The sequence below is a fragment of the Geopseudomonas sagittaria genome (assembly GCF_900115715.1).
GTDB classification, from domain to species: Bacteria; Pseudomonadota; Gammaproteobacteria; order Pseudomonadales; family Pseudomonadaceae; genus Geopseudomonas; species Geopseudomonas sagittaria.
Genome location: NZ_FOXM01000001.1, coordinates 207,165 through 228,353 on the forward strand (window position 1 = coordinate 207,165; position 21,189 = coordinate 228,353).

The following is a 21,189-nucleotide window of genomic DNA, read 5'->3' on the forward strand; positions in this document are numbered from 1 at the left end:
GGTGCCGCCATGCCTGTCCGCGCCCCAACCCTGTTGCTGCTCGCCGTCCTCGCCGGCTGCCAGAGCAGCAATCCCTACACGGCCAGCCGCCTGCCCTATCCGCTGCCACCGCAGGACCCGGCGACCGCACGGCAGGCCGATCCCGGCAGCTATCCGCCGGCCACCCGCGACTTCAGCCTGTATCGCCACTGGCAGTGGGCCGCGGAGGTAGACGAGCTGCTGGCCGGCATCGTCAGCGCCGAACTCGACCAGCGCGGCCTGCGTCCGGCCTCCGCGCAGAGTCCGGCTACCCTGAGCCTGCGCGTGCAGCAGCGCAGCGCCACCCGTCAGCGCCAGACCTATGACGACCCCTACCTCGGCGCCGGCCTGGGCTACTACCACCACCGCTACGGCTACTGGGGCGGCATGCCCTATTACCCTCTGGTGCGCACCGTCACCTATCGGGTCGAGGAAGTGCAGCTGGAGTTCTTCGATATCCGTAGCGGCGAGCTGGTCTGGCAGAGCGTCGGCGAGGCCGAGCAGACCGGCCGTGGTGGCGCCGACACCCTGCGCCGCGCAGTACGCCGGGCGCTGGACGGCTTTCCGCCGCCTTGACCGCAGCCTCTGCCGCGACCACTGTTATCGGTACGACGCCAATCCCGGCGCCCCTTTGCTTCCGGGAGACCTCCATGTTCCAGCGCCTCTGCCTTCTCGCCGCCCTGCTCGGCCTGGCCGCCTGCCAGAGCATCCAGGTCGACAGCGACTACGACCCCCACCGCGACTTCGCCGCCCTGCAGACCTGGGGCTGGCAGGAACCGGCCGTGCAGTACCGCCCGAACGATCCGCGTCTGACCAGCGGCCTGACCGAACAGCGGGTGATGCAGGCCGTTGCCCAGCAACTGGAACAGCGCGGCCTGCGCCAGATCGCGCCCGGGGCGCCGGCCGACATCCGCGTGCAGGCCTTCCTGATCGTCGACATCCGCAGCGAGCAGATCGCCACCTACTACGGCAGCGACCTGATGAGCGACCGCTGGGGCGGTCTGTGGGCCTCGCCCGGCTACACCGAGGTGCGTACCCGCGACTTTCAGGTCGGCACCCTGCAACTGGATTTCCTCGATCGCGACGGCCAGCTGATCTGGCGCGGCAGCGGGGCGCAACTGGTGCGGCGCAACCCGGGCTCGCCGCAGGAGCGCGCCGCGGCGATCCACGAAACCGTGGCGAAGATCCTCAGCCAATACCCGCCGCGGCGGCGCTGAGACCGGCATGGGCCAGCGCATCCTGATTCTGGTCGCCAGCGGACCGAGCACGCCGCTGCGCTGCGCCGCGCCCTTCCACATCGCCACCCTGCTGGCCTGCATGGACGCCGAGGTGACCCTGTTCCTCACCGGCGAGGGCGTGCAACTGGCGCGCCAGGAGATCGCCGACACCCTGCGCGCCATCGACGGCGGCGAGCCGGTCCGCCACTTCATCCGCCAGGCGAAGAGCGCCGGCGCGCGCCTGCTGCTGTGCCGCGCGCCCGGCGTGCCACTGCATGAATATCGGCTGATCGCGGAAGTCGACGAACCGGCCAGCGGCGGCGAGCTGGCGCAGATGATCCTCGAATACGATCGGGTGCTGACGTTGTAAGTGCCCTTCTTCCCCGGCCCCTCTCCCGCCGCGAGGGGCGCGGATCCGTCCCGAGCAAGGAGTGCCCATGAGCGAAGCCCCTACCCTGCACGGCCTGCCCTTCCCCGCCGGGCTGCTGTACGCCCCGGCACACAATCTGTGGCTGCGCGAGGAGCCAGACGGCAGCGTCACCCTCGGCCTGTGCGCCTACGGCTGCGCGCTGTACGGCGAGATCTTCGCCTTCACCGCCAAGCGCGCCGGCCTGCATATCGACGCCGGACGCAGCTTCGGCGTGGTGGAGTTCGCCAAGGCCGCCAGCTCGGCACGCAGCCCGCTGGCCGGCGAGCTGGTCGAGGGCAATCCGCGCGTGCTGCAGCAGCCGGCGCTGATCAACCGCGACTGCTACGGGGCAGGCTGGCTGGTGCGCATCCGTCCCGACGACTGGCCGGCGGCGCGCGGCGACTTCGTCAGCGGCGCGGAAGCGCTGGAGGCCTTCGCCGAACAGATGCGCCTGGACAACTTCGATCCCGAGGCGCCGGGGGTGCAGGCGCTGCGGTGGAAAACCTGAAGGGTTGAAAATGGCGGAAGGCAGTGAGAGTCGAACTCACCCGGGAACGGCTGCCGTCCCCAACCGGGTTTGAAGCCCGGCCGCGCCACCGGGCGCGATTGCCTTCCTTGTCTCGCGCGGGCGGCGTGCCTGTCGGCACACCACCTGAACTCATGCCGCGGCGGGCTGGGCCGCCTGCGCCAGGGCGTTGTCGTGACGTACCCTGCGCTCGTTGCCGCAGCGCCGGGTCAGGCCGATGCGGTCGAAATGCTCGAGAATCTGGATGCTGCGCTTGCGACCGATGCCAAGGCGATCGCGGAAGTCGATCACCCGGATGATTCCCGCCTCGCCCTCCAGCTGCAGGACGATCCGCGCCAGCTGCTGCAGGCTTTCCTGCGGGTAGAACAGGTCCTTGACCACCTGCTGCACCAGCGCCAGACGCGCCAGCTTGCGCAGCAGCTGGCGCATGGCACCCTCTTCCACTGCCAGCTCGGCAGCCAGCTCGCGCACCCAGGGCGGATCGAAGCCGCCCTCCAGCAGCAACGGCCGAACCAGCGTCCACAGCTTCTCGTCGCTGTCGCTCAGCTGCACGCGGTGCTCCGCCAAGTGCAGCCAGGGTCCGCTGGTCGCGACGGCGCCCGTCTGCAGCGCCTGTTCGAGCAAAGCAATGAACAACGGTCGCTCCAGCTCGGCGAAGGCGTAGCGACGCAGGCGGTCGCGGTCGGGGCCAAGCTCGTCGGGCTGCTCTTCGTGGAAGCGCGCCAGCGCCGCCAGCAGCTGCTCGCCGAGCGCCTGCCAGCGCGCCTCGGGAAGCAGGCGCGCACCGCCGCGGGTGGCGACCTCCAGCACCCGCTCCGGCATCCGCCACAGCGCGCGCGGGCGGTTGAACTGGCGCTCCAGCGCCTGCGGGTCGATCCCGTCGAGCGCCGTCTGCAGCAGCGCCGGCAGGGCCTGTTCCAGGCCGCCGACGCGCAGCGCGGCGAGCTGGGCCAGGCGCTCAGGCGTGCGCCGCTGCCGGGCCGGGGCGAAGGGGTCGAGCACCCGCCCGCCGCCCAGGGTGCGCTGCGCCGACTGGTCGCGCAGCACCAGGGCGTCGCCGTGCACGGCGTGCAGCGGCGCGTTGAGGACCAGCTGGGCGAACGCCCGCCCACCCGGCGCCAGGCTGTCGCCCTCGAGCAGGGCGACCCGGCCGGTGACATCGGCGGCGCCCAGGTGCACGTGCACCGGCGTCCAGTGCTGCAGCGCGCGCGTCTCGCCCGGCAGCAGGCGCAGGTCTATGTCGATGCGGGTGGTCGGCGCGTGCAGTGCGGCACCGAGCAGCCAGTCGCCGCGATGCAGCAGCTCCACCGCCAGACGCTCGCCGGCGAGGTTCAGCGCCACCCGCTGGCCGGCGCACGCCGTCATGGCCTCGCGGTTCTGCGCATGCAGGCCACGCACCCGCACGCGGCGCCCGCTCGGGCTGAGCAACAGCTCGTCACCGACCGCCACCTGCCCGGCCAGCGCGGTGCCAGTGACCACCACGCCGGCGCCGGCGACGCTGAAGGCGCGGTCGATGGCCAGGCGGAAGTGGCCGTCGACAGCGCGCGCCGCCACCGCGCGGGTCTGTTCGCCGAGCGCGGTACGCAGGGCGTCGATGCCTGCACCGCTGACGCTGGAAACGGCGAACAGCGGCGCCTCGGCAAAGGGGCCGTCGGCCAGCAGGCAGGCCACCTGGGCTTCCACCTCGGCCAGGCGTGCCGGCTCGACCCGGTCGCTCTTGGTCAGCGCCACCAGCGCGCGCGGGATGCCGAGCAGCGTGACTATGGCCAGATGCTCGCGGGTCTGCGGCATCACCCCGTCGTCGGTGGCCACCACCAGCAGCACGCAGTCGATGCCGCCGGCGCCGGCCAGCATGTTGTGCACGAAGCGCTCGTGGCCGGGCACGTCGATGAAGCCGGTCAGCTCACCGTTGCCCAGATCGGCGTAGGCATAGCCCAGATCGATGGTGATGCCGCGTTCGCGCTCCTCGCGGCGGCGGTCGCCGGCCGTCCCGGTCAGCGCGCGCAGCAGCGCGGTCTTGCCGTGGTCGATGTGCCCGGCGGTGCCGACGATCACGGTGCCGCTCCCGCGAGCTGCGCCAGCTGGGCGACGAAGGCCGGCTCGTCGTCGAGCTGGCGCAGGTCGAGCCACAGGGCGTCGTCGTCGAGACGGCCGATCACCGGCAGCGGCAGCAGGCGCAGCGCCTCCTCCAGCTGGCGCAGGGCGCGGCCGCGCAGGCGCCTGGGCTGCACGGGACGCAGGCACAGCGCGGCGCTGGGCAGACGCGCCACCGGCTGGGCGCCGCTGCCGATCATGCCCAGCGCGTCCGCGACGCTCACCTGCCAGCTCGGCCCCAGGGCGGCCTGCAGCTGCGGCGCCAGGCGCTCGGCCTGGGCGCGGATCTCCGCCTGCGGGCGGCTGAGCAGGCGCAGGGTCGGCAGCCGCTCGGCGAGACGCTCGGGATCGCGGTACAGGCCGAGCACCGCCTCCAGCGCGGCGAGGGTCAGCTTGTCGACGCGCAGGGCACGCTTGAGCGGGTGCTTCTTGATCTTGGCGATCAGCTCGCGCCGGCCGACGATGATCCCCGCCTGCGGGCCGCCGAGCAGCTTGTCGCCGCTGAAGGTGACGATATCGGCACCGGCGGCCAGCGCCTCCTGCACGGTCGGCTCGGCCGGCAGGCCCCAGCGGGTCAGGTCGACCAGGGTACCGCTGCCCAGGTCCTCGAGCAGCGGCAGCCCGTGGCCGTGGGCGATGGCGGCCAGTTGCCCGGTGGCCACGCTGGCGGTGAAGCCCTGCACGCAGTAGTTGCTGGTGTGCACGCGCATCAGCAGGCCGCTGCGCGGACCGATGGCCGCCTGGTAGTCCTTCGCATGGGTGCGGTTGGTGGTGCCGACCTCGACCAGCTTCACTCCGGCGCGGGCCATGATGTCGGGAATGCGGAAGGCGCCGCCGATCTCGATCAGCTCGCCGCGCGAGATGATGCCTTCCCTGCGCGCGCCGAGGGCGGCCAGCGCTAGCAGCACGGCGGCGGCGTTGTTGTTGACCACGGTGACCGCCTCGGCGCCGGTCAGCTCGCGCAGCAGGCCTTCGACCAGCTCGTCGCGGTCGCCGCGCCGGCCAGTGGCCAGGTCGTATTCGAGGTTGAGCGGGTAGCGCGCTGCCTCGACCAGCGCGTCGATGGCCGCCTGCGGCAGCAGGGCGCGGCCGAGGTTGGTGTGCAGCACGGTACCGGTGAGGTTGAACACCCGGCGCACGCGGCTCTGGTGGCGGGCGGCCAGACGCTCGCAGACGCGCCCGGCGAGCACCGCCTCGGAGAGCTCGACCTCCGCCAGCTGGCCGTGGCGGGCCGGCTCGCGCAGCTCGTCGAGCAGGTCGCGCAGGGTGACGAGCAGCGCCTCGCGGCCGTAGCGACGCTGCAACGGCGCCACCGCCGGACTGCGCAGCAGCTTGTCCACCGAGGGCAGGCGCAGGACAGTCATCCGTCGCCCCCGGGGATCAGCAGCAGGTTGGGCGCCTGGCGCAGGTAGCCCTGGCCATCCAGCAGCAGGTCGAGGTCGAGGCTGGCCAGGTCGGCGGATAGCGCCTCGCCGGCCGGCTCCAGCTCCAGGTAGAGCTGCTTGAGGTAGTGGCGGCACTCCGGGCAGGCCTCGGCGCGCACGCCATGCGGCGAGTGCTCGAGGTGCAGATGGTCGAGCCGCTTGGTGCTCCGGCAGTGGTTGCACTTGAGGCGCACGTAGTGCCATTCGCAGGCGCACAGCGAGCAGACCAGGTAGCGCAGGCCGTTGCGCGAACCCTGGCCGTGGATCACCCCGGCCATCGGCAGCGCACCGCAGGCCGGGCAGGTCTGCTGGTCTTCGGCCTTGACGATGGCGGACAGGTCGAGGCCGAGCAGCCAGTGGCTCCAGGCCAGCTGCAGGGCGGCGCCGACGAAGGGTGCCACACCGGCCGGCACGCCGGCGAACTGGCCGCCGAGCAGCGCCACGCCCCAGGCCTTGCGCTGGCCGCCGGCGGCGTCACGCAACTGGTCGAGGACGGCGGCGAGGGATGGATTGACCGGCGCGGGCAGCACGAAGGCGGCCAGCCAGGCGTCGAGCAGCGCCAGCCAGGCCTCCTCGCGCACCCCGCTGTCGCAGGCCAGCGGCGGCAGGCCGTGGGCGATGGCCTGGGCGCAGCGCTGCGGATCGGGGGCGGCAACGGCCGGCGGCGCGTCCAGCACCTGCTGCTGGGCGTGACACACGGCGGCGAGCAATCGGAGGTAGTCGCCCAGCGCATGGCCGTCGGCAAGATCGGCGAGGCGCTCGGCGCGCAGGGCGAACAGCTGGCGCGGCGGCAACTGGAGGAAGGCGGGCTTGCTGGCCGCGGCGGCGATCTGGCCGGGCTCGAGAATGGTGCCTGGCACGCAGGACTCCTTCTGGGCTTGTTGTGGTTTTTCTGGGGCCTGAAGGCAAGCGTAGTAGCTGCGCTCGGGATTGCACGCCCACAGCGTGAGCCTGGTGGACAAGACCTGCGGTCGTTCTTTTCTCCCCTCTCCCGGGATCGGGAGAGGGGCCGGGGGTGAGGGTCGATGGGCGCAGCGGCTTTCCACCCTCACCCCAGCCCTCTCCCGCCAGCGGGAGAGGGGGTATTCCCTGCCTGCCCTCCGCTTCTCACTTGCGCTGGCGCTCCACCTCCTTGAGCCAGCCCGCATGGTGCTTGCGCGCCCAGGCGCGGCTGACCTTGCCGGTGAGCATCGCGCCCACCGAACCCTTGATCCAGATCGCCGCGTAGATGTGCACGATGATGCTGGTGATCAGCACGAAGGCCGCCAGGGCATGCGCGACGGCGGCCAGGCGGATCAGCTCGACGCCGAACAGGTGGCCGAAGTACTGCCGCCAGATGACGATGCCGCTGGCCAGCAGCACCAGCATGCTCAGCACCAGCACCCAGAACAGCAGCTTCTGCCCGGCGTTGTAGCGGCCGACTTCCGGCAGGCGCTCCTCGCGGTTGTTGAGCACGTCGCCGAGCTTGCCGAGCCACTGGCGGTCGTTGGCGTTCAGGCGGTTATGCCCGGCGAAGCGTATGGCCATGACCAGGAACAGCACGAACATCGCCACGCCGAGGAAGGGATGCAGGATGCGCGTCCACACCCCGCCGCCGAACAGCTCGCTCAGCCAGAACAGCGCCGGATGGAACAGCGCCAGCCCGGACAGCCCGGCGAGGAAGAACAGGATGGCCACGGCCCAGTGGTTGGACCGCTCCGAAGGGGTGTAGCGCTGGATCTCGTGTTTCATGCTTGTCTCCCGGAAGAGGTCGGCGTGGTGCCGGCCCCCTTCACCCCGGCCCTCTCCCCCGAGGAGAGAGGGGGGTGGTTGGTGGCTGAGTCGACCCGCGGCGACAGGCTCAGGACGGCTTGTTCGGATCGACCACATGCACCGACGGGTCGATTTCATGCACCGTCGGCTCGCCGGGGTCCTCCTCGTCGACCTTGTTCGGCCCGACCCGCACGTAGTGGAAGAAGCCGGCCAGCACCGTGGCGCCCATGGCCAGCAGCGTCAGCGGCTTGGTGATGCCCTTCCACAGACTGACCATCGGGCTGATCGCCGGCGCGTCGGGCAGGCCGGCGTACAGCGACGGCTGGTCGGCGTGGTGCAGCACGTACATCACGTGGGTACCGCCGACACCTTCCGGGTCGTACAGCCCGGCCTGGTCGAAGCCGCGTTCCTTGAGGTCGGCAATGCGCCCGGCGGCGTGCACCTGCATGTCCTCCTTGCTGCCGAACACGATGGCCCCGGTCGGGCAGGTCTTCACGCAGGCCGGCTCCAGGCCAACCGCCACCCGGTCGCTGCACAGGGTGCACTTGTAGGCCTTCTTGTCCTTCTGCGAGATGCGCGGGATGTCGAACGGGCAACCGGTGATGCAGTAGCCGCAGCCGATGCACTTGTCCTGGTTGAAGTCGACGATGCCGTTGGCGTACTTGACGATCGCCCCCGGACTCGGACACGCGGCCAGACAGCCGGGCTCGGCGCAGTGCATGCAGCCGTCCTTGCGGATCAGCCATTCGAGGTTGCCGGTGCCCGGGTTCTCGTACTCGGTGAAGCGCATCAGCGTCCAGGAGTCGGCGCTGAGGTCGTTGGGGTTGTCGTAGGTGCCGGCGTTGTGACCGACCTCGTCGCGCAGCTCGTTCCACTCCGAACAGGCCACCTGGCAGGCCTTGCAGCCGATGCACTTGGAAGTGTCGATCAGCTTGGCCACCTCGCCGACCTGGCGCACCTGCGGCATCGGCGTGGTGGTGGCGGAACGGGCGATGATGTCTTGGCTGGCCATGTCACACCTTCTCCACGTTCACGAGGAACGACTTGAACTCCGGGGTCTGCGTGTTGCCGTCGCCGACGAAGGGCGTCAGGGTGTTGGTGATGAAGCCGTTCTTGGCCACCCCGGTGAAGCCCCAGTGGATCGGGATGCCGACGTGGTGCACGGTCTTGCCGTCCACCGTCAGCGGCCGCAGGCGCTTGGTCACCACCGCCACCGCCTTGATGTAGCCGCGGTTGGAGGAGACCCTGACGCGGTCGCCGGCCTTGATGCCGAGATCCTTGGCCAGCGCCTCGCCGATCTCGACGAACTGCTCGGGCTGGGTGATGGCGGCGAGCCGGCAGTGCTTGGTCCAGTAGTGGAAGTGCTCGGTCAGCCGGTAGGTGGTGGCGGCATAGGGGAACTCCGCCGCCTTGCCGAACACCTCCAGGTCGTTCTTGAATACCCGTGCCGCCGGGTTGCTGATCGCCTGGACGTTGCCGTGCAGCGGGTTGCGCCCGATCGGCGTCTCGAACGGCTCGTAGTGCTCGGGGAACGGCCCCTCGGCCATCTTGTCGACGGCGAAGAAACGCGCCACCCCTTCGGGGTTCATGATGAACGGGTTCATGCCCTCTTCCGGCGCCGAGTCGGCCTTGAAGTCGGGCACGTCGGTGCCGCCCCAGCTCTTGCCGTTCCACCACACCAGGCGCTTCTTCACCGGATCCCACGGCCGGCCCGAAGGATCGGCCGAGGCGCGGTTGTAGAGGATGCGCCGGTTGGCCGGCCAGGCCCAGGCCCAGCCGAGAGTCTGGCCCATGCCGTAGGGATCGGCGTTGTCGCGCCGCGCCATCTGGTTGCCGGCCGCCGTCCAGGCGCCGCTGAAGATCCAGCAGCCGCTGGCGGTCGAACCGTCGGCACGCAGCTGGGCGAAGCCCGCCAGCTGTTCGCCGGCCCTGGCCAGCACGGCGCCGCTCACCGGGTCGCTGAGCTCGGCCAGCGCCTTGCCGCTGAACTCGCGGGCCAGCTCGTCCGGCCCCGGCTCATCCGGGCGCAGGTAGGACCAGTCGAGGTTGAGGATCGGCTCGGCGAAGGCACCGCCCTCCTTCGCGTACAGCGCGCGCAGGCGGTGGAACAGCCCGGCCATGATTGCGATGTCGGTGCGCGCCTCGCCGGGCGGCTCGGCGGCCTTCCAGTGCCACTGCAGCCAGCGCCCGCTGTTGACCAGCGAACCGTCCTCCTCGGCGAAGCAGGTGGTCGGCAGGCGGAACACCGTGGTCTGGATACTGGCGGTGTCGACATCGTTGAACTCGCCGGCATTGCGCCAGAACTCCGAGGTGTCGGTGACCAGCGGGTCCATGATCACCAGGTACTTGAGCCGGGCCAGCGCCGCGCCGACCTTGGCCTTGTTGGGGAATGCCGCTATCGGGTTGAAGCCCTGGCAGAAGTAGCCGTTGATCTTGCCCTGGTACATCAGGTCGAACACCCGCAGCACGTCGTAGGCCGGTACATCCAGCTTGGGCAGCCAGTGGTAGCCCCAGTCGTTCTCCGCCGTGGCGCTCTTGCCGTACCAGGCCTTCATCAGGCTGACGTGGAACTTCTCGTAGTTCTGCCAGTAGGACAGCTGCCCCGGGCGCAGCGGCTTCTGCGTGCGCCTGGCGATGTAGGAGGCGTAGTCCTGCTCGGCGTCGCCGGCCAGGGTCAGGTAGCCAGGCAGCGAGTTGGACAGCAGGCCTAGGTCGGTGAGGCCCTGGATGTTGGAGTGGCCGCGCAGGGCGTTCATGCCGCCGCCGGGCATGCCGATGTTGCCGAGCAGCAGCTGCACCATGGCGCCGGTGCGGATCATCTGCGAGCCCACCGTGTGCTGGGTCCAGCCCAGGGCGTACATGATGGTCATCACCTTGTCCGGCCGGGACGTCTCGGCGATGGTCTCCCAGACCTTGAGCATGGTTTCCTGCGGCGTGCCGCAGATGCTGCTGACCAGCTCCGGCGTGTAGCGGCTGTAGTGCTGTTTGAGCAGGTTGTACACGCAGCGCGGGTGGCTGAGGGTCGGGTCGACCACCGCGTAGCCGTCCGCGCCGATCTCGTAGCCCCAGGCGGACTTGTCCGGATAGCTGCGCTTTTCCGCGTCGTAGCCGTTGAACAGGCCGTCCGCGAAGCCGTAGGCCTCCTTCACCACGAACGCCAGGTCGGTGTAGTTGCGCACGTACTCGTGCTGGATCTTGTCATTGGCGATCAGGTAGTTGATCAGCCCGCCGAGGAAGGCGATGTCCGTGCCGGTGCGGATCGGCGCGTACAGGTCGGCCACCGAGGCGGAGCGGTTGAAGCGCGGGTCGACCACGATCAGGCGCGCCTTGTTGTGCGCCTTCGCTTCGGTCACCCACTTGAAGCCGCAGGGGTGGGCTTCGGCGGCGTTGCCGCCCATGATCAGCACCAGGTCCGCATTCTGAATGTCGGACCAGTGATTGGTCATGGCGCCACGGCCAAACGTCGGGGCAAGACCTGCCACCGTCGGGCCGTGTCAGACACGCGCCTGGTTGTCGAACGCCAGCATGCCCAGCGAACGCACCACCTTGTGGGTGATGTAGCCCGCTTCGTTGGAGGACGCCGAGGCGGCCAGGAAACCGGTGGAGAGCCAGCGGTTGACCGTCTGCCCCTGCTCGTTGCGCTCGACGAAGTTGGCGTCGCGGTCGGCCTTCATCAGCCGGGTGATACGCTCCAGCGCCTCGTCCCAGCTCAGCCGCTTCCACTCGCTGCTGCCGGCCTCGCGCACCTCGGGGTACTTGAGGCGGTTGGGGCTGTGCACGAAGTCCAGGAGGCCCGCGCCCTTCGGACACAGGGTGCCGCGGTTGACCGGGTGGTCGGCGTCGCCCTCGATGTGGATGATCTCCTGGGCGACGTTCTTGCCGCCGTCGCCCCGGCTGTACATGATCAGGCCGCAGCCGACCGAACAGTACGGGCAGGTGTTGCGCGTCTCGCGGGTGCTGGCCAGCTTGAAGTGGCGGATCGTCTCGGCAAAGGCCGGCGGCGGCGCCATGCCCAGCGCCGCCAGGCTCGACGCCCCAAGGCCTACACCGCAGACCTTGAAGAACTGCCGACGGTTCATGTCCATCGTGTCTTCCTCATCAGGGACAGGGAAGCCCATGGCCTGGCAATACCACTGGCGAACCACTCGAACGGCCCGGGCAACTGCAACGCCTTAACCATAGTCCACTCTGTCCTCCCTGCCAGTGGCGGCTCGCCCTGACCGCTTGCGGCATACTATCGACCTGCCTGTCCCGTTCCGCGGAGTCGCACCATGTCCTCGTTCAGCTGGTTCCTGCTCGCCCTGCCCCTGCTCTCCGGGGCCATGATGCCGATGCAGGCCGGCATCAATGGCCAGCTGGCGCGCCACATCGACAGCGTGCTGAGCGCCTCGCTGATTTCCTTTCTGGTCGGCAGCCTGCTTCTGCTGGTCATCACCCTGGCCCAGCGCGAACTGCCCAGCAGCCTCTTGCCGTTCAAGGGCCTCAGCTGGTGGCATTGGACTGGCGGCCTGCTCGGCGTGCTGTTCGTGGTCAGCGCCGCCTTCGCCGGCCCGCGCATCGGCGCCCTGCTGTTCATGTCGCTGGTGCTGGCCGGGCAGATGAGCGCGGCGGTGGTGCTCGACCACTACGGCTGGGCCGGCTTTCCCCAGGCCTCGGTGACCCCGGGCAAGATCGCCGGGCTGGTGCTGATCGTCGTCGGAGTGTGGCTGATCCGCCGCGGCTGAGGCTCAATCGCGACTCAGGCGATAGAACAGGTTCGGCTCGCTGACCAGGTAGAGGTGGCCGTCTCCGTCGACGGTCATGCCCTCGGCCTGCGGCACACTGCGCTGCAGGCCGGCGAAGCCGCCCTGCAGCGAGCGGAAGCTGACCAGCTGGCCCTCGCCGTTCAACTCCATCACCAGCCGCGACTCGTCGCTGAGCAGCAGCAGATGACCGCTGCGCTCGTCGAAGTGCACCGAAGACAGGTCGCTGGCGATCACAGCGTCGCCAATCCACGCCTGGCGGTCGATCACCTGCAGGTCGAAGCGGCCGTCCAGGCTGGCGCGCAGGCCGCGGATTTCGTAGAGCTTGCGCGGCGAATGTTCCTTGACCACAAACAGCCGGTCGCCGGCGCGATCGTAGCCGAGGCCCTCGAAGCCGCTGTTCTCCGTGCCCTGCAGGCCCAGGGTCAGTGCCTGGTAGTCGTCGCGCCGCAACGGGGCGCCCTGATCGGGCACCGGCACCACTACCAGCGCGCCGCGACGCTCCTCGGCCAACACCAGCAGGTTGTCGCCGAGGTAGGCGATGCCCTCGACATCCTCGAAGCCCTGCAGCGGCCAGCGCCCGCGCAGCTCGCCCTCGCGGCTCAGCGCCAGCAGTTCGGGCGGGTTGTTGACCACCGCCCACAGCTGGCCGCGGCGCTCATCCCAGGTCAGCCCGGAGAGGTTGTCGTCGATGCCGGCCAGCGGACGCGCCTCGACCCGCACCCGATAGTCGGGCAGCCACAGGCTGCGCGCCTGCCACTCGTCGGCATGGCCGCTGGTGCGCAGCCACTGGTAGAGACGCTGGTCGAGGTGCAGCGCCTGCATCTGCCAGAGCAGCGCCACGACGCCCAGCAGCAGCGCCCAGTGCCATGCGGTGAGCAGCACCAGCCGTCCCGGCCGGCCCTTCAAAACAGTCATCATCGGGATGTTCTCTGGGTTAGGGCAGCAGGCAGTCTGTGCGTTTCATGTTGCAGCCCGATTACCCTGGCAGGCGCCCTCCCGTGACCGGCACGGCGCAGCGGGATAGACTGCGCGCCCTTTTCAACAACCCACGGATCACGACCATGCGCCTGGCCCTCGCCGCGCGAGCGACCGTGGCCGGCACCCGTTGCTGCGCGTCTGAAACAGACTCGCCATTGCCGAGACCCTTGCCTTCTCCAGCATAGTCGGAGTCGCCGCCAAGATCGGCTTGTGCGCCTCGTTCTGCATCGCAGTGGTGATCGCCTTCGCCTGGTCGGCGGCCGGCTGGAATCGATGATCAACGCCACCAGCGCCGGCCGCATCGGCGTGCCCGACAAACCCGCCGCATCGACCATCTTCTGGAGTACTGAGCGAGCACCATGAACAGTCTGCGCGACGCCTGGCAGCACGCTCCCACCCAACGCCAGGTGTGGGCGCTGGCCGGCCCGATGATCCTTTCCAACCTGTCGGTGCCGCTGGTGTCGCTGGTCGACAGTGCGGTGGTCGGCCACCTGCCGCACGCCCACCAGCTCGGTGCGGTGGCGGTGGGCGGCAGCCTGTACAGCCTGCTGGTGTGGACCTTCGGCTTCCTGCGCATGGGCACCACCGGCTTCGCCGCTCAGGCCTGCGGGCGCGGCGACGGTGCGGCGCTGCGCGGTCTGCTGGCCCAGGGCCTGCTGCTGGCCGGCGGCCTGGCGCTGCTGTGCAGCCTGCTGGTGGTGCCGCTGCTGCCGGTGCTGCTGGCGCTGATGCAGCCGGGAGCCGAACTGGATGCCCTGGCCCGCGACTACCTGCACATTCGCCTGTTCGGCCTGCCGGCGGCGCTGGCCAGCTATGCGCTGATCGGCTGGTTGCTCGGCACGCAGAATGCCCGCGCCCCGCTGCTCATTCTGCTGACCGCCAACCTGCTCAACGTGGCACTCGACCTGTGGTTCGTCCTCGGCCTCGACTGGGGCGTGGCCGGCGCTGCCTGGGCCTCGGTGCTCGCCGAGTGGAGCGGTGCGCTGCTCGGCCTGGTCCTCGCCCGCCGGCGCATCGGAGAATATGCCGGGTGTGCCCACTGGCCGGCGCTGCGCCGCTGGGCCAGCTGGCGGCCGCTGCTGGCGGTCAACCGCGACATTTTCCTGCGCACCCTGGCGCTGCAGAGCGTGTTCCTGCTGATCACCGTGCAGGGCACCCGCCTCGGCGACGCCACGGTGGCGGCCAACGCCCTGCTGCTCAACGGCCTGCTGCTCACCGCCCACGCCCTCGACGGCCTGGCCCATGCGCTGGAGGCGCTGTGCGGTCACGCCCTAGGCGCGCGCGACCGCCTGGCCCTGCGCCGCAGCCTGTGGGTGGCGGGGATCTGGTCGCTGCTCGCCAGCCTCGGCTTCGCCGCGCTGTTCCTGTTCGCCGGCCAGTGGTTCATCAACCTGCAGACCGACATCGCCGCGGTGCGCACCATCGCCCACGCCCACCTGGCCTACCTGGCCGTGCTGCCGCTGCTGGCGGTGTGGAGCTACCTGCTCGACGGCCTGTTCATCGGCGCCACCAGGGCGCGGGAGATGCGCGATGCCATGCTGCTGGCCTTCGCCCTCGGCCTGCCGCTCGCCTGGTGGCTGCAGGGCCTCGGCAACGCCGGGCTGTGGCTGGCCTTCCTCGCCTTCATGGCGCTGCGCAGCCTGATCCTCGCTGCCAGCGCCTGGCGCATCGCGCGGCGTGGCGGCTGGATCCCCGCAGATCGGTAGGCGGGCCGACCTCGGCGCGATACCTGGGGACTTTTGGCGGGCCTGCCGGCCCGTATCGCCGCGAGGTCGCGCCTCCTACAGCGCTGGCAGGGCAGCTGGAGCCAAGATAAAAGCGCCCTGCGTCAGCGCGGGACAGGCAGCTGCTAGAATGCCGTCCCTGTTTCCCAGCCGCCGCAGACCATGCCCAGCACTCCTTCCGCTTCCTCCCCCCGCGTCGCCGTCATCGGCGGCGGCCCGGCCGGCCTGATGGCCGCCGAGATGCTCGCCGCCGCCGGCGCGCAGGTGGAGCTGTTCGACGCCATGCCCTCGCTGGGCCGCAAGTTCCTCCTCGCCGGGGTCGGCGGCATGAACATCACCCACGCCGAAGCCAAGCCGGCCTTCATCCAGCGCTATGGCGCGCGCGCCGCCGAGATTGGCCGCCTGCTCGAAGCCTTCGACGCCGATGCCCTGCGCGCCTGGATCCATGCTCTGGGCATCGACACCTTCGTCGGCAGCTCCGGGCGGGTGTTCCCCAGCGACATGAAGGCCGCGCCGCTGCTGCGTGCCTGGCTCAGGCGCCTGCGCGAGGCTGGCGTCGCGCTGCACACCCGTTCGCGCTGGCTGGGCTGGACTGACGCAGGCGCCCTGCGCATCGCCACAAGCGAGGGCGAGCGGCAGGTGCATGCCGATGCCACGGTGCTGGCCCTCGGCGGCGGCAGCTGGGCGCGCCTCGGTTCCGACGGCGCCTGGACGGCGCTGCTCGAGCAGCGCGGCGTCGCTGTGGCGCCGCTGCAGCCGAGCAACTGCGGTTTCGAGGTGGCGGGCTGGAGCGCATTCTTTGCGGGCAAGTTCGCCGGCGCGCCGGTCAAGCCGGTGGCAATCGCCGTGGACGGCGAGGCCCCGCGCCAGGGCGAGTTCGTGGTGACGGAAAAGGGCGTTGAAGGCAGCCTGATCTATGCGCTGTCGGCAGCGATCCGCGAGCAGATCAACCAAGGCGGCCGCGCGATCATTCACCTCGACCTGCTGCCCCACCGCAGCCGCGCACAGGTCGCCGCCGCGCTGAGCAAGCCGCGCGGCTCGCGCTCGCTGGCCAAGCACCTCGCCAGCCAGCTGGGCATCGACGGCGTGCGCGCCGGCCTGCTGCGCGAGCTGACCGACGCGGACACCTTCCAGGACATGGGCAGGCTGGCAGAGGCTATCAAGGCCCTGCCGCTGGAGCTGGTGCGCGCCCGCCCGTTGGACGAGGCGATCAGCAGCGCCGGCGGCGTGCCGTTCGCGGCGCTGGACGCCAACCTGATGCTGCGCCAGCTGCCGGGGGTGTTCTGCGCCGGCGAGATGCTCGACTGGGAGGCGCCGACCGGCGGCTACCTGCTCACCGCATGCTTCGCCAGCGGCCGGGCGGCCGGGCTGGGGGCGTTGCGCTGGCTGGCGCAACAGCGGGCCAACTGACCGTGCCCACGCTCCCGCGTGGGCACGCCATACCGGGACGCTCCGCGTCCCCGAACGGCGGAGCCAGGGGCGCGGGAGCGCCCTCCGCGGCGTTCCCACGCCGGAGCGTGGGAACGATCAACAGCGCCATGCAAAACGCCGCCGCCCTTGCGGGCCGGCGGCGTCTTTAACTGCGGGACAGGGCCTCAGCGGCGCTTGTCCTTCTTCTTCTTCTCGGCCTTCTTGTGGTGGCTCATCAGGCGGCGCTTCTTGTTCACCTGGCGGGTGCTGAGTTCGTTCTTCTTGCCCTCGAAGGGGTTCTCGCCGCCCTTGAACTCGATGCGGATCGGCGTGCCGACCAGCTTGAGTACACGGCGATAGGTGTTCTCCAGGTAGCGCGAGTAGGCGCGCGGCACCGCGTCCACCTGGTTGCCGTGGATCACGATCAGCGGCGGGTTGGCGCCGCCGAGGTGGGCGTAGCGCAGCTTGATCCGCCGACCGTTGACCAGCGGCGGCTGGTGCACGCTGACCGCATCCTCGAGGACCTGGGTCAGGTAGCTGGTCGGCCAGCGGGTCACCGCCGAGCGGAACGACTCCTGCACCGACTTGTACAGGTTGCCGACGCCGGTGCCGTGCAGGGCGGAGATGAAGTGGATGTCGGCGAAGTCGACGAACTGCAGGCGGCGCTCCAGCTCGGTCTTCACCCGCTCGCGCTCGTGGTTGTCCATGCCGTCCCACTTGTTCAGCGCGATCACCAGCGCGCGGCCGGTTTCCAGCACGAAGCCGAGCAGGTTGAGGTCGTGGTCGACCACGCCTTCGCGGGCGTCCATGACGAAGACCACCACGTTGGCGTCCTGGATCGCCTGCAGGGTCTTGACCACCGAGAACTTTTCCACCGCCTCGAAGATCTTGCCGCGGCGACGCACGCCGGCGGTGTCGATCAGGGTGTACTTGGCGTCGTCGCGTTCGAAGGGGATGTATATGCTGTCGCGGGTGGTGCCGGCCTGATCGTAGACGATGACCCGCTCCTCACCGAGCATGCGGTTGACCAGGGTCGACTTGCCGACGTTGGGACGGCCGATGATGGCGATCTTGATCCCGGTGCGCTCGTCCGGGCCGGGGAGGCGCTTCTGCGGCGCGGCCGCGGCGGCGCCCTCCGCCCCCTCGGCGGCTTCTCCCTCGGGGAATTCCTCTTCCTCGACTTCGTCCTTGGGGAACTCGCCCAGCGCGGCCTGCAGCAGCGCGGTGATGCCGCGGCCGTGGGCGGCGGCGATCGGCCAGGCGTCGCCGATGGCCAGCGGGCTGAACTCGGCGCGGGCGATGTCCGGGTCGACGGTATCGACCTTGTTGGCCACCAGGAAGGTGCACTTGTTCTTCTTGCGCAGGTGCTCGGCGATCATCTGGTCGGCGGCGGTCATGCCGGCGCGCGAGTCGACCATGAACAGCACGGCATCGGCTTCCTCGATGGCCTGCAGCGACTGCTCGGCCATCTTGGCGTCGATGCCTTCCTCGTCACCGGAGATGCCCCCGGTGTCGATGACGATGTAGGTGCGCCCCTGCCATTTCGCCTCGCCGTACTTGCGGTCGCGGGTCAGGCCGGAATAGTCGGCGACGATGGCGTCGCGGCTGCGGGTCAAGCGGTTGAACAGGGTGGACTTGCCGACGTTCGGCCGTCCTACCAGAGCGATAACGGGAACCATGCGGCTCTCCACGGTAATTCGGAAAAACACAACGGCCGCTGCAGTGTAGATGCAGCGGCCGCGATATGAACATGTACCGCGCCCCGCAGGGCGCGGCGGGCAATCAGCGCAGGGTGTAGGCCACCAGCTTGCCACTGTTGCCGTAGGCGTACAGCCAGTCGCCGACCACCAGCGGGCGGGCGCGCAGGCCGTCGCTGTCGACGCGCACGCGGCCCACGAAGCGTCCGTCCACCTGGCTGAGCAGGTGCAGGTAGCCTTCCAGGTCACCCACCGCGACGTTGCTGGAGAACACCGCCGGGCTGGTCAGCTGGCGGCGGGCCAGCGAATCGTTGCTCCACAGTGCCGAGGTCGAGCGCTCGTCGATGCCTTCGACGCTGCCGCTCGCCTGGCTGAGGTAGACGTTGCCGAAGCCGGTGGCCACGCCGACGTAGCTGGATGCCTGGCGCTGCCACAGCGGGCGCCCGCTTTCCAGATCCAGTGCGGCCAGCTGGCCCTGGTAGGTCACCACGTACAGGGTGCCGCCGGAGAGCAGCAGGCCGCCGTCGATGTCGACCATGCGCTCCAGCTCGGAACGCCCCTGCGGCATGGCCACGCGCTGCTCCCATACCGGGATGCCGCGCTGCACGTCGACGGCGATCACCTTGCCGCTGGACAGGCCGGCCACCGCCAGGCGATTGGTCACCACCGGCGCACCGGTGCCACGCAGGGTCAGCACCGCCGGGGTGCTTTCGTAGCTCCAGCGCTGGTTGCCGCTGGCCGCGTCGAGGCCGACCAGACGGTCGTCCTGGGTCTGCACCACCACCACGTCGCCGTTGCTCACCGGGGCGGCCAGCACTTCACTGCCGACCCGCGCGCGCCACAGCACGTCGCCACTGGCGCTGTCGAGGGCGATCACTTCGCCCTTGAGGGTGCCGACCAGCACTTGGCCGTAGCCGGCGCCGACGCCGCCGGAGACCGGCTTGTCCAGCTCCTGCTTCCAGAGCACCTTGCCGGTCTCGCGGTTCATCGCCACCACCAGACCTTCGATGTCGGCGGCGAACAGGCTGTCGCCTTCCGAGGCCAGCTCCAGCTGGTTCCAGGTCTCGCCCTGGCCTTCGCCGATGGAGCGGCTCCACTGCTTGTCCAGGCGCACTTCCTCGGCGAACTTCTCCAGCTCGGCCGGTGGCAGCTCCTTCTTGCCATTGCTGCTGCAGCCGACGGCGAGCACCGCGGTCGCCAGCATTACCGCATGAGTCCAGCGCATCATTGGGCTTCTCCGTCGGCCAGGTCATCCAGCTTGATCTGCAGCGTGCCGAGGCCCGCTTCCTGCGGCAGTGCCGCGCGCGCCTTTTCGTAGGCGCTGCGCGCCTCGCCAGCGCGACCGAGCTTGACCAGCAGGTCGCCACGCAGCTCCTCGCGACCGGCCACGAAGGCCGGGGCGGCATCGCCGGCCAGCAGGGCCAGGGCCTCCTCGGTCTTGTCCTGGGCGGCCAGCACGCGCGCCAGACGCTGGCGGGCCACTTCGCCCATGGTCGCGTCGGCAGGCGCATCGAGCACCTTGCGCAGCTCGGCGGCGGCCTCGTCGAGACGCCCGCTGTCCACCGCCACGCGCGCCAGCAGCAGGCTGGCGTACTGGGCGTAGTGGCTGCCGGTGAAGTCCTTGTTCAGCTTGCCGGTCAGCTCGCCGACCTTGCCGGCATCGACTTCGCCGGGACTGTTGAGGGCGACTTCGACCAGTTGCTGATAGACCGCCGAGGCGGCATAGCTCTGATTGGTTTCATACTTCTGCCAGGCCTGCCAGCCGAGCACGCCAGCCAGCGCCAGGACGCCGCCGGTGAGCAGGGGCTTACCGTTGCGCTGCCACCAGTCCCTGATTACCGCCAGTTCTTCTTCTTCGGTACGCGAGGTCACCCGGTCACTCCCTTAATTGGTCAGGTTCAGGCTTGCGCCAGGCAAGCGGCGAGATGCGCAGACAGCGCATCCCAGGCAATGGTTTGCTGCTGGCCTTCGCCACGCAGGGGCTTGAGCGCGACCACCCGTTGCGCCAGCTCATCCTCGCCGAGGATCAGGGCGAACAGCGCGCCGCTCTTGTCGGCCTTCTTCAGCTGGCTCTTGAAGCTGCCAGCACCGGCGTTGACCGCCAGGCGCAGGCCCGGCACGGCATCGCGCAGCTGCTCGGAGAGCGTCAGCGCGGCCAGTTCGGCGGCTTCGCCAAAGGCGGCGACATAGACGTCGACCTGGCGGGCCAGCTCGGCCGGCACCTTGTCCAGGGTCTCGATCAGCAACACCAGGCGCTCGATGCCCATGGCGAAGCCAACCGCCGGGGTCGGCTTGCCGCCGAGCTGCTCGACCAGGCCATCGTAGCGGCCGCCGGCGCACACGGTACCCTGCGAGCCGAGCTGGTCGGTGACCCACTCGAACACGGTCTTGCCGTAGTAGTCGAGGCCGCGCACCAGCTTGGGGTTGAGCACGTAGGGGATACCGGCGGCGTCCAGACGGGCCGTGAGGCCGGCGAAGTGCACGCGCGACTCCTCACCCAGGTAGTCGGCCAGCTTCGGCGCGTCGACCAGCAGGGCCTGGGTGTCCGGATTCTTGCTGTCGAGGATGCGCAGCGGGTTGCTGGCCAGGCGGCGCTGGCTGTCCTCGTCGAGCTGCTCGAAGCGCGCCGACAGGTACTCGACCAGCGCCTCGCGGTAGCGCGCACGGTCGTCGCTGCTGCCCAGGCTGTTGAGCTCGAGAGTCACCGCCTCGCGGATGCCGAGCAGGCCCCACAGGCGCCAGGTCAGCACGATCAGTTCGGCGTCGACGTCCGGGCCGTCGAAGTTGAACAGCTCCACGCCGATCTGGTGGAACTGGCGGTAGCGGCCCTTCTGCGGACGCTCGTGGCGGAACATCGGGCCGATGTACCACAGTTTCTGCGGCTGGCCGCCACCGATCAGGCCGTGCTCCTGCACCGCGCGCACGCAGGAGGCGGTGCCCTCCGGGCGCAGGGTCAGCGAGTCGCCGTTGCGGTCCTCGAAGGTGTACATCTCCTTCTCGACGATGTCGGTGACCTCGCCGATCGAGCGCTTGAACAGGTCGGTGGACTCGACGATCGGCATGCGGATCTGCCGGTAGCCGTAACCGTCGAGCAGGCCGGCGACGCTGCTCTCGAGGTAGCGCCAGAGCGGAGTCTGCTCCGGCAGGATGTCGTTCATGCCACGGATGGCCTGGATGTTCTTGCTCACGCGAATT

At 69.9% G+C, this 21,189-nt stretch carries 19 protein-coding genes and 1 tRNA gene; 8 read left to right on the plus strand and 12 right to left on the minus strand.

The window, feature by feature from the left end; translation table 11 throughout:
• The first annotated feature begins 9 nt into the window (after positions 1 to 9).
• From BM297_RS01035 to BM297_RS01050, 4 genes are all read left to right on the plus strand, one after another.
• The gene (locus tag BM297_RS01035; RefSeq protein WP_092427432.1) at positions 10 to 594 is read left to right on the plus strand and encodes a DUF4136 domain-containing protein; all 585 of its coding nucleotides are present in this window, start codon (positions 10 to 12) and stop codon (positions 592 to 594) included.
• Positions 595 to 668: 74 nt separating this feature from the next.
• Entirely contained in the window at positions 669 to 1,235 is a 567-nt protein-coding gene (locus BM297_RS01040) for a DUF4136 domain-containing protein (protein ID WP_092427434.1), read from the plus strand.
• Positions 1,236 to 1,242: 7 nt separating this feature from the next.
• The gene (locus BM297_RS01045; protein ID WP_092427436.1) at positions 1,243 to 1,605 is read left to right on the plus strand and encodes a DsrE family protein; all 363 of its coding nucleotides are present in this window, start codon (positions 1,243 to 1,245) and stop codon (positions 1,603 to 1,605) included.
• A gap of 67 nt (positions 1,606 to 1,672) precedes the next feature.
• Positions 1,673 to 2,152 (plus strand): glycine cleavage system protein H, encoded by a 480-nt coding sequence (locus tag BM297_RS01050; protein ID WP_092427438.1) that lies wholly within the window; start codon positions 1,673 to 1,675, stop codon positions 2,150 to 2,152.
• An 11-nt stretch (positions 2,153 to 2,163) separates the two neighbouring features.
• Here BM297_RS01050 and BM297_RS01055 read toward each other — a convergent pair.
• From BM297_RS01055 to fdnG, 7 genes are all read right to left on the minus strand, one after another.
• Positions 2,164 to 2,259: transfer RNA gene (locus tag BM297_RS01055), tRNA-Sec, on the minus strand.
• Between the two features lie 43 nt (positions 2,260 to 2,302).
• The gene (selB, locus tag BM297_RS01060) at positions 2,303 to 4,225 is read right to left on the minus strand and encodes a selenocysteine-specific translation elongation factor (protein WP_092427440.1); all 1,923 of its coding nucleotides are present in this window, start codon (positions 4,223 to 4,225) and stop codon (positions 2,303 to 2,305) included.
• Entirely contained in the window at positions 4,222 to 5,628 is a 1,407-nt protein-coding gene (gene selA, locus BM297_RS01065) for an L-seryl-tRNA(Sec) selenium transferase (RefSeq protein ID WP_092427442.1), read from the minus strand. Before selA ends, selB begins: the two co-directional genes overlap by 4 nt.
• Entirely contained in the window at positions 5,625 to 6,548 is a 924-nt protein-coding gene (gene fdhE, locus BM297_RS01070) for a formate dehydrogenase accessory protein FdhE (protein WP_092427444.1), read from the minus strand. The genes selA and fdhE overlap by 4 nt, the downstream gene beginning before the upstream one ends.
• Before the next feature lie 247 nt (positions 6,549 to 6,795).
• The gene (locus BM297_RS01075) at positions 6,796 to 7,419 is read right to left on the minus strand and encodes a formate dehydrogenase subunit gamma (RefSeq protein WP_092427446.1); all 624 of its coding nucleotides are present in this window, start codon (positions 7,417 to 7,419) and stop codon (positions 6,796 to 6,798) included.
• Positions 7,420 to 7,528: 109 nt separating this feature from the next.
• A complete protein-coding gene (gene fdxH, locus BM297_RS01080) occupies positions 7,529 to 8,452 on the minus strand; it encodes a formate dehydrogenase subunit beta (RefSeq protein WP_092427448.1) in 924 nt (307 codons plus the stop codon).
• Position 8,453: 1 nt separating this feature from the next.
• Positions 8,454 to 11,525: a formate dehydrogenase-N subunit alpha gene (fdnG, locus tag BM297_RS01085; RefSeq protein WP_092427450.1), complete on the minus strand. Its 3,072-nt coding sequence runs from the start codon at positions 11,523 to 11,525 to the stop codon at positions 8,454 to 8,456.
• A 186-nt stretch (positions 11,526 to 11,711) separates the two neighbouring features.
• Here fdnG and BM297_RS01090 point away from each other — a divergent pair, with 186 nt between their 5' ends.
• Positions 11,712 to 12,164, plus strand: coding sequence for a DMT family transporter (locus tag BM297_RS01090; RefSeq protein ID WP_092427452.1), 453 nt, complete (start codon positions 11,712 to 11,714; stop codon positions 12,162 to 12,164).
• 3 nt (positions 12,165 to 12,167) lie between these two features.
• Here the strand turns inward: BM297_RS01090 and BM297_RS01095 are convergent, their stop codons facing one another.
• Positions 12,168 to 13,103 (minus strand): SdiA-regulated domain-containing protein, encoded by a 936-nt coding sequence (locus BM297_RS01095; RefSeq protein ID WP_092427454.1) that lies wholly within the window; start codon positions 13,101 to 13,103, stop codon positions 12,168 to 12,170.
• Between the two features lie 270 nt (positions 13,104 to 13,373).
• Between BM297_RS01095 and BM297_RS21750 the strand changes: the two genes are divergently transcribed.
• The 3 genes from BM297_RS21750 (at position 13,374) to BM297_RS01105 (ending at position 16,297) form a co-directional block, all read left to right on the plus strand.
• A complete protein-coding gene (locus BM297_RS21750) occupies positions 13,374 to 13,526 on the plus strand; it encodes a hypothetical protein (RefSeq protein ID WP_175526574.1) in 153 nt (50 codons plus the stop codon).
• A complete protein-coding gene (locus tag BM297_RS01100) occupies positions 13,523 to 14,869 on the plus strand; it encodes an MATE family efflux transporter (RefSeq protein ID WP_092427456.1) in 1,347 nt (448 codons plus the stop codon). The genes BM297_RS21750 and BM297_RS01100 overlap by 4 nt, the downstream gene beginning before the upstream one ends.
• A gap of 180 nt (positions 14,870 to 15,049) precedes the next feature.
• The gene (locus BM297_RS01105) at positions 15,050 to 16,297 is read left to right on the plus strand and encodes a TIGR03862 family flavoprotein (protein WP_092427458.1); all 1,248 of its coding nucleotides are present in this window, start codon (positions 15,050 to 15,052) and stop codon (positions 16,295 to 16,297) included.
• A gap of 185 nt (positions 16,298 to 16,482) precedes the next feature.
• On the opposite strand, the gene der is transcribed toward BM297_RS01105, so the two are convergent.
• From der to hisS, 4 genes are all read right to left on the minus strand, one after another.
• Positions 16,483 to 17,976 (minus strand): ribosome biogenesis GTPase Der, encoded by a 1,494-nt coding sequence (gene der / locus BM297_RS01110; RefSeq protein WP_092427460.1) that lies wholly within the window; start codon positions 17,974 to 17,976, stop codon positions 16,483 to 16,485.
• 103 nt (positions 17,977 to 18,079) lie between these two features.
• Positions 18,080 to 19,222 (minus strand): outer membrane protein assembly factor BamB, encoded by a 1,143-nt coding sequence (bamB, locus tag BM297_RS01115; RefSeq protein WP_217648229.1) that lies wholly within the window; start codon positions 19,220 to 19,222, stop codon positions 18,080 to 18,082.
• The gene (locus BM297_RS01120) at positions 19,219 to 19,866 is read right to left on the minus strand and encodes a YfgM family protein (RefSeq protein WP_092427462.1); all 648 of its coding nucleotides are present in this window, start codon (positions 19,864 to 19,866) and stop codon (positions 19,219 to 19,221) included. Before BM297_RS01120 ends, bamB begins: the two co-directional genes overlap by 4 nt.
• 26 nt (positions 19,867 to 19,892) lie before the next feature.
• On the minus strand, positions 19,893 to 21,182 hold the full coding sequence (gene hisS / locus BM297_RS01125; RefSeq protein WP_092427464.1) for a histidine--tRNA ligase: 1,290 nt from the start codon (positions 21,180 to 21,182) through the stop codon (positions 19,893 to 19,895).
• Between the last annotated feature and the right edge of the window lie 7 nt (positions 21,183 to 21,189).

Coding starts and splice junctions, on each gene's coding strand:
- BM297_RS01035 (WP_092427432.1), top strand. CDS start 10: ATGCCTGTCCGCGCCCCAACCCTGTTGCTGCTCGCCGTCCTCGCCGGC.
- BM297_RS01040 (WP_092427434.1), top strand. CDS start 669: ATGTTCCAGCGCCTCTGCCTTCTCGCCGCCCTGCTCGGCCTGGCCGCC.
- BM297_RS01045 (WP_092427436.1), top strand. CDS start 1,243: ATGGGCCAGCGCATCCTGATTCTGGTCGCCAGCGGACCGAGCACGCCG.
- BM297_RS01050 (WP_092427438.1), top strand. CDS start 1,673: ATGAGCGAAGCCCCTACCCTGCACGGCCTGCCCTTCCCCGCCGGGCTG.
- selA (WP_092427442.1), bottom strand. CDS start 5,628: ATGACTGTCCTGCGCCTGCCCTCGGTGGACAAGCTGCTGCGCAGTCCG.
- BM297_RS01075 (WP_092427446.1), bottom strand. CDS start 7,419: ATGAAACACGAGATCCAGCGCTACACCCCTTCGGAGCGGTCCAACCAC.
- fdxH (WP_092427448.1), bottom strand. CDS start 8,452: ATGGCCAGCCAAGACATCATCGCCCGTTCCGCCACCACCACGCCGATG.
- BM297_RS01090 (WP_092427452.1), top strand. CDS start 11,712: ATGTCCTCGTTCAGCTGGTTCCTGCTCGCCCTGCCCCTGCTCTCCGGG.
- BM297_RS01095 (WP_092427454.1), bottom strand. CDS start 13,103: ATGATGACTGTTTTGAAGGGCCGGCCGGGACGGCTGGTGCTGCTCACC.
- BM297_RS01100 (WP_092427456.1), top strand. CDS start 13,523: ATGAACAGTCTGCGCGACGCCTGGCAGCACGCTCCCACCCAACGCCAG.
- BM297_RS01105 (WP_092427458.1), top strand. CDS start 15,050: ATGCCCAGCACTCCTTCCGCTTCCTCCCCCCGCGTCGCCGTCATCGGC.
- der (WP_092427460.1), bottom strand. CDS start 17,976: ATGGTTCCCGTTATCGCTCTGGTAGGACGGCCGAACGTCGGCAAGTCC.
- bamB (WP_217648229.1), bottom strand. CDS start 19,222: ATGATGCGCTGGACTCATGCGGTAATGCTGGCGACCGCGGTGCTCGCC.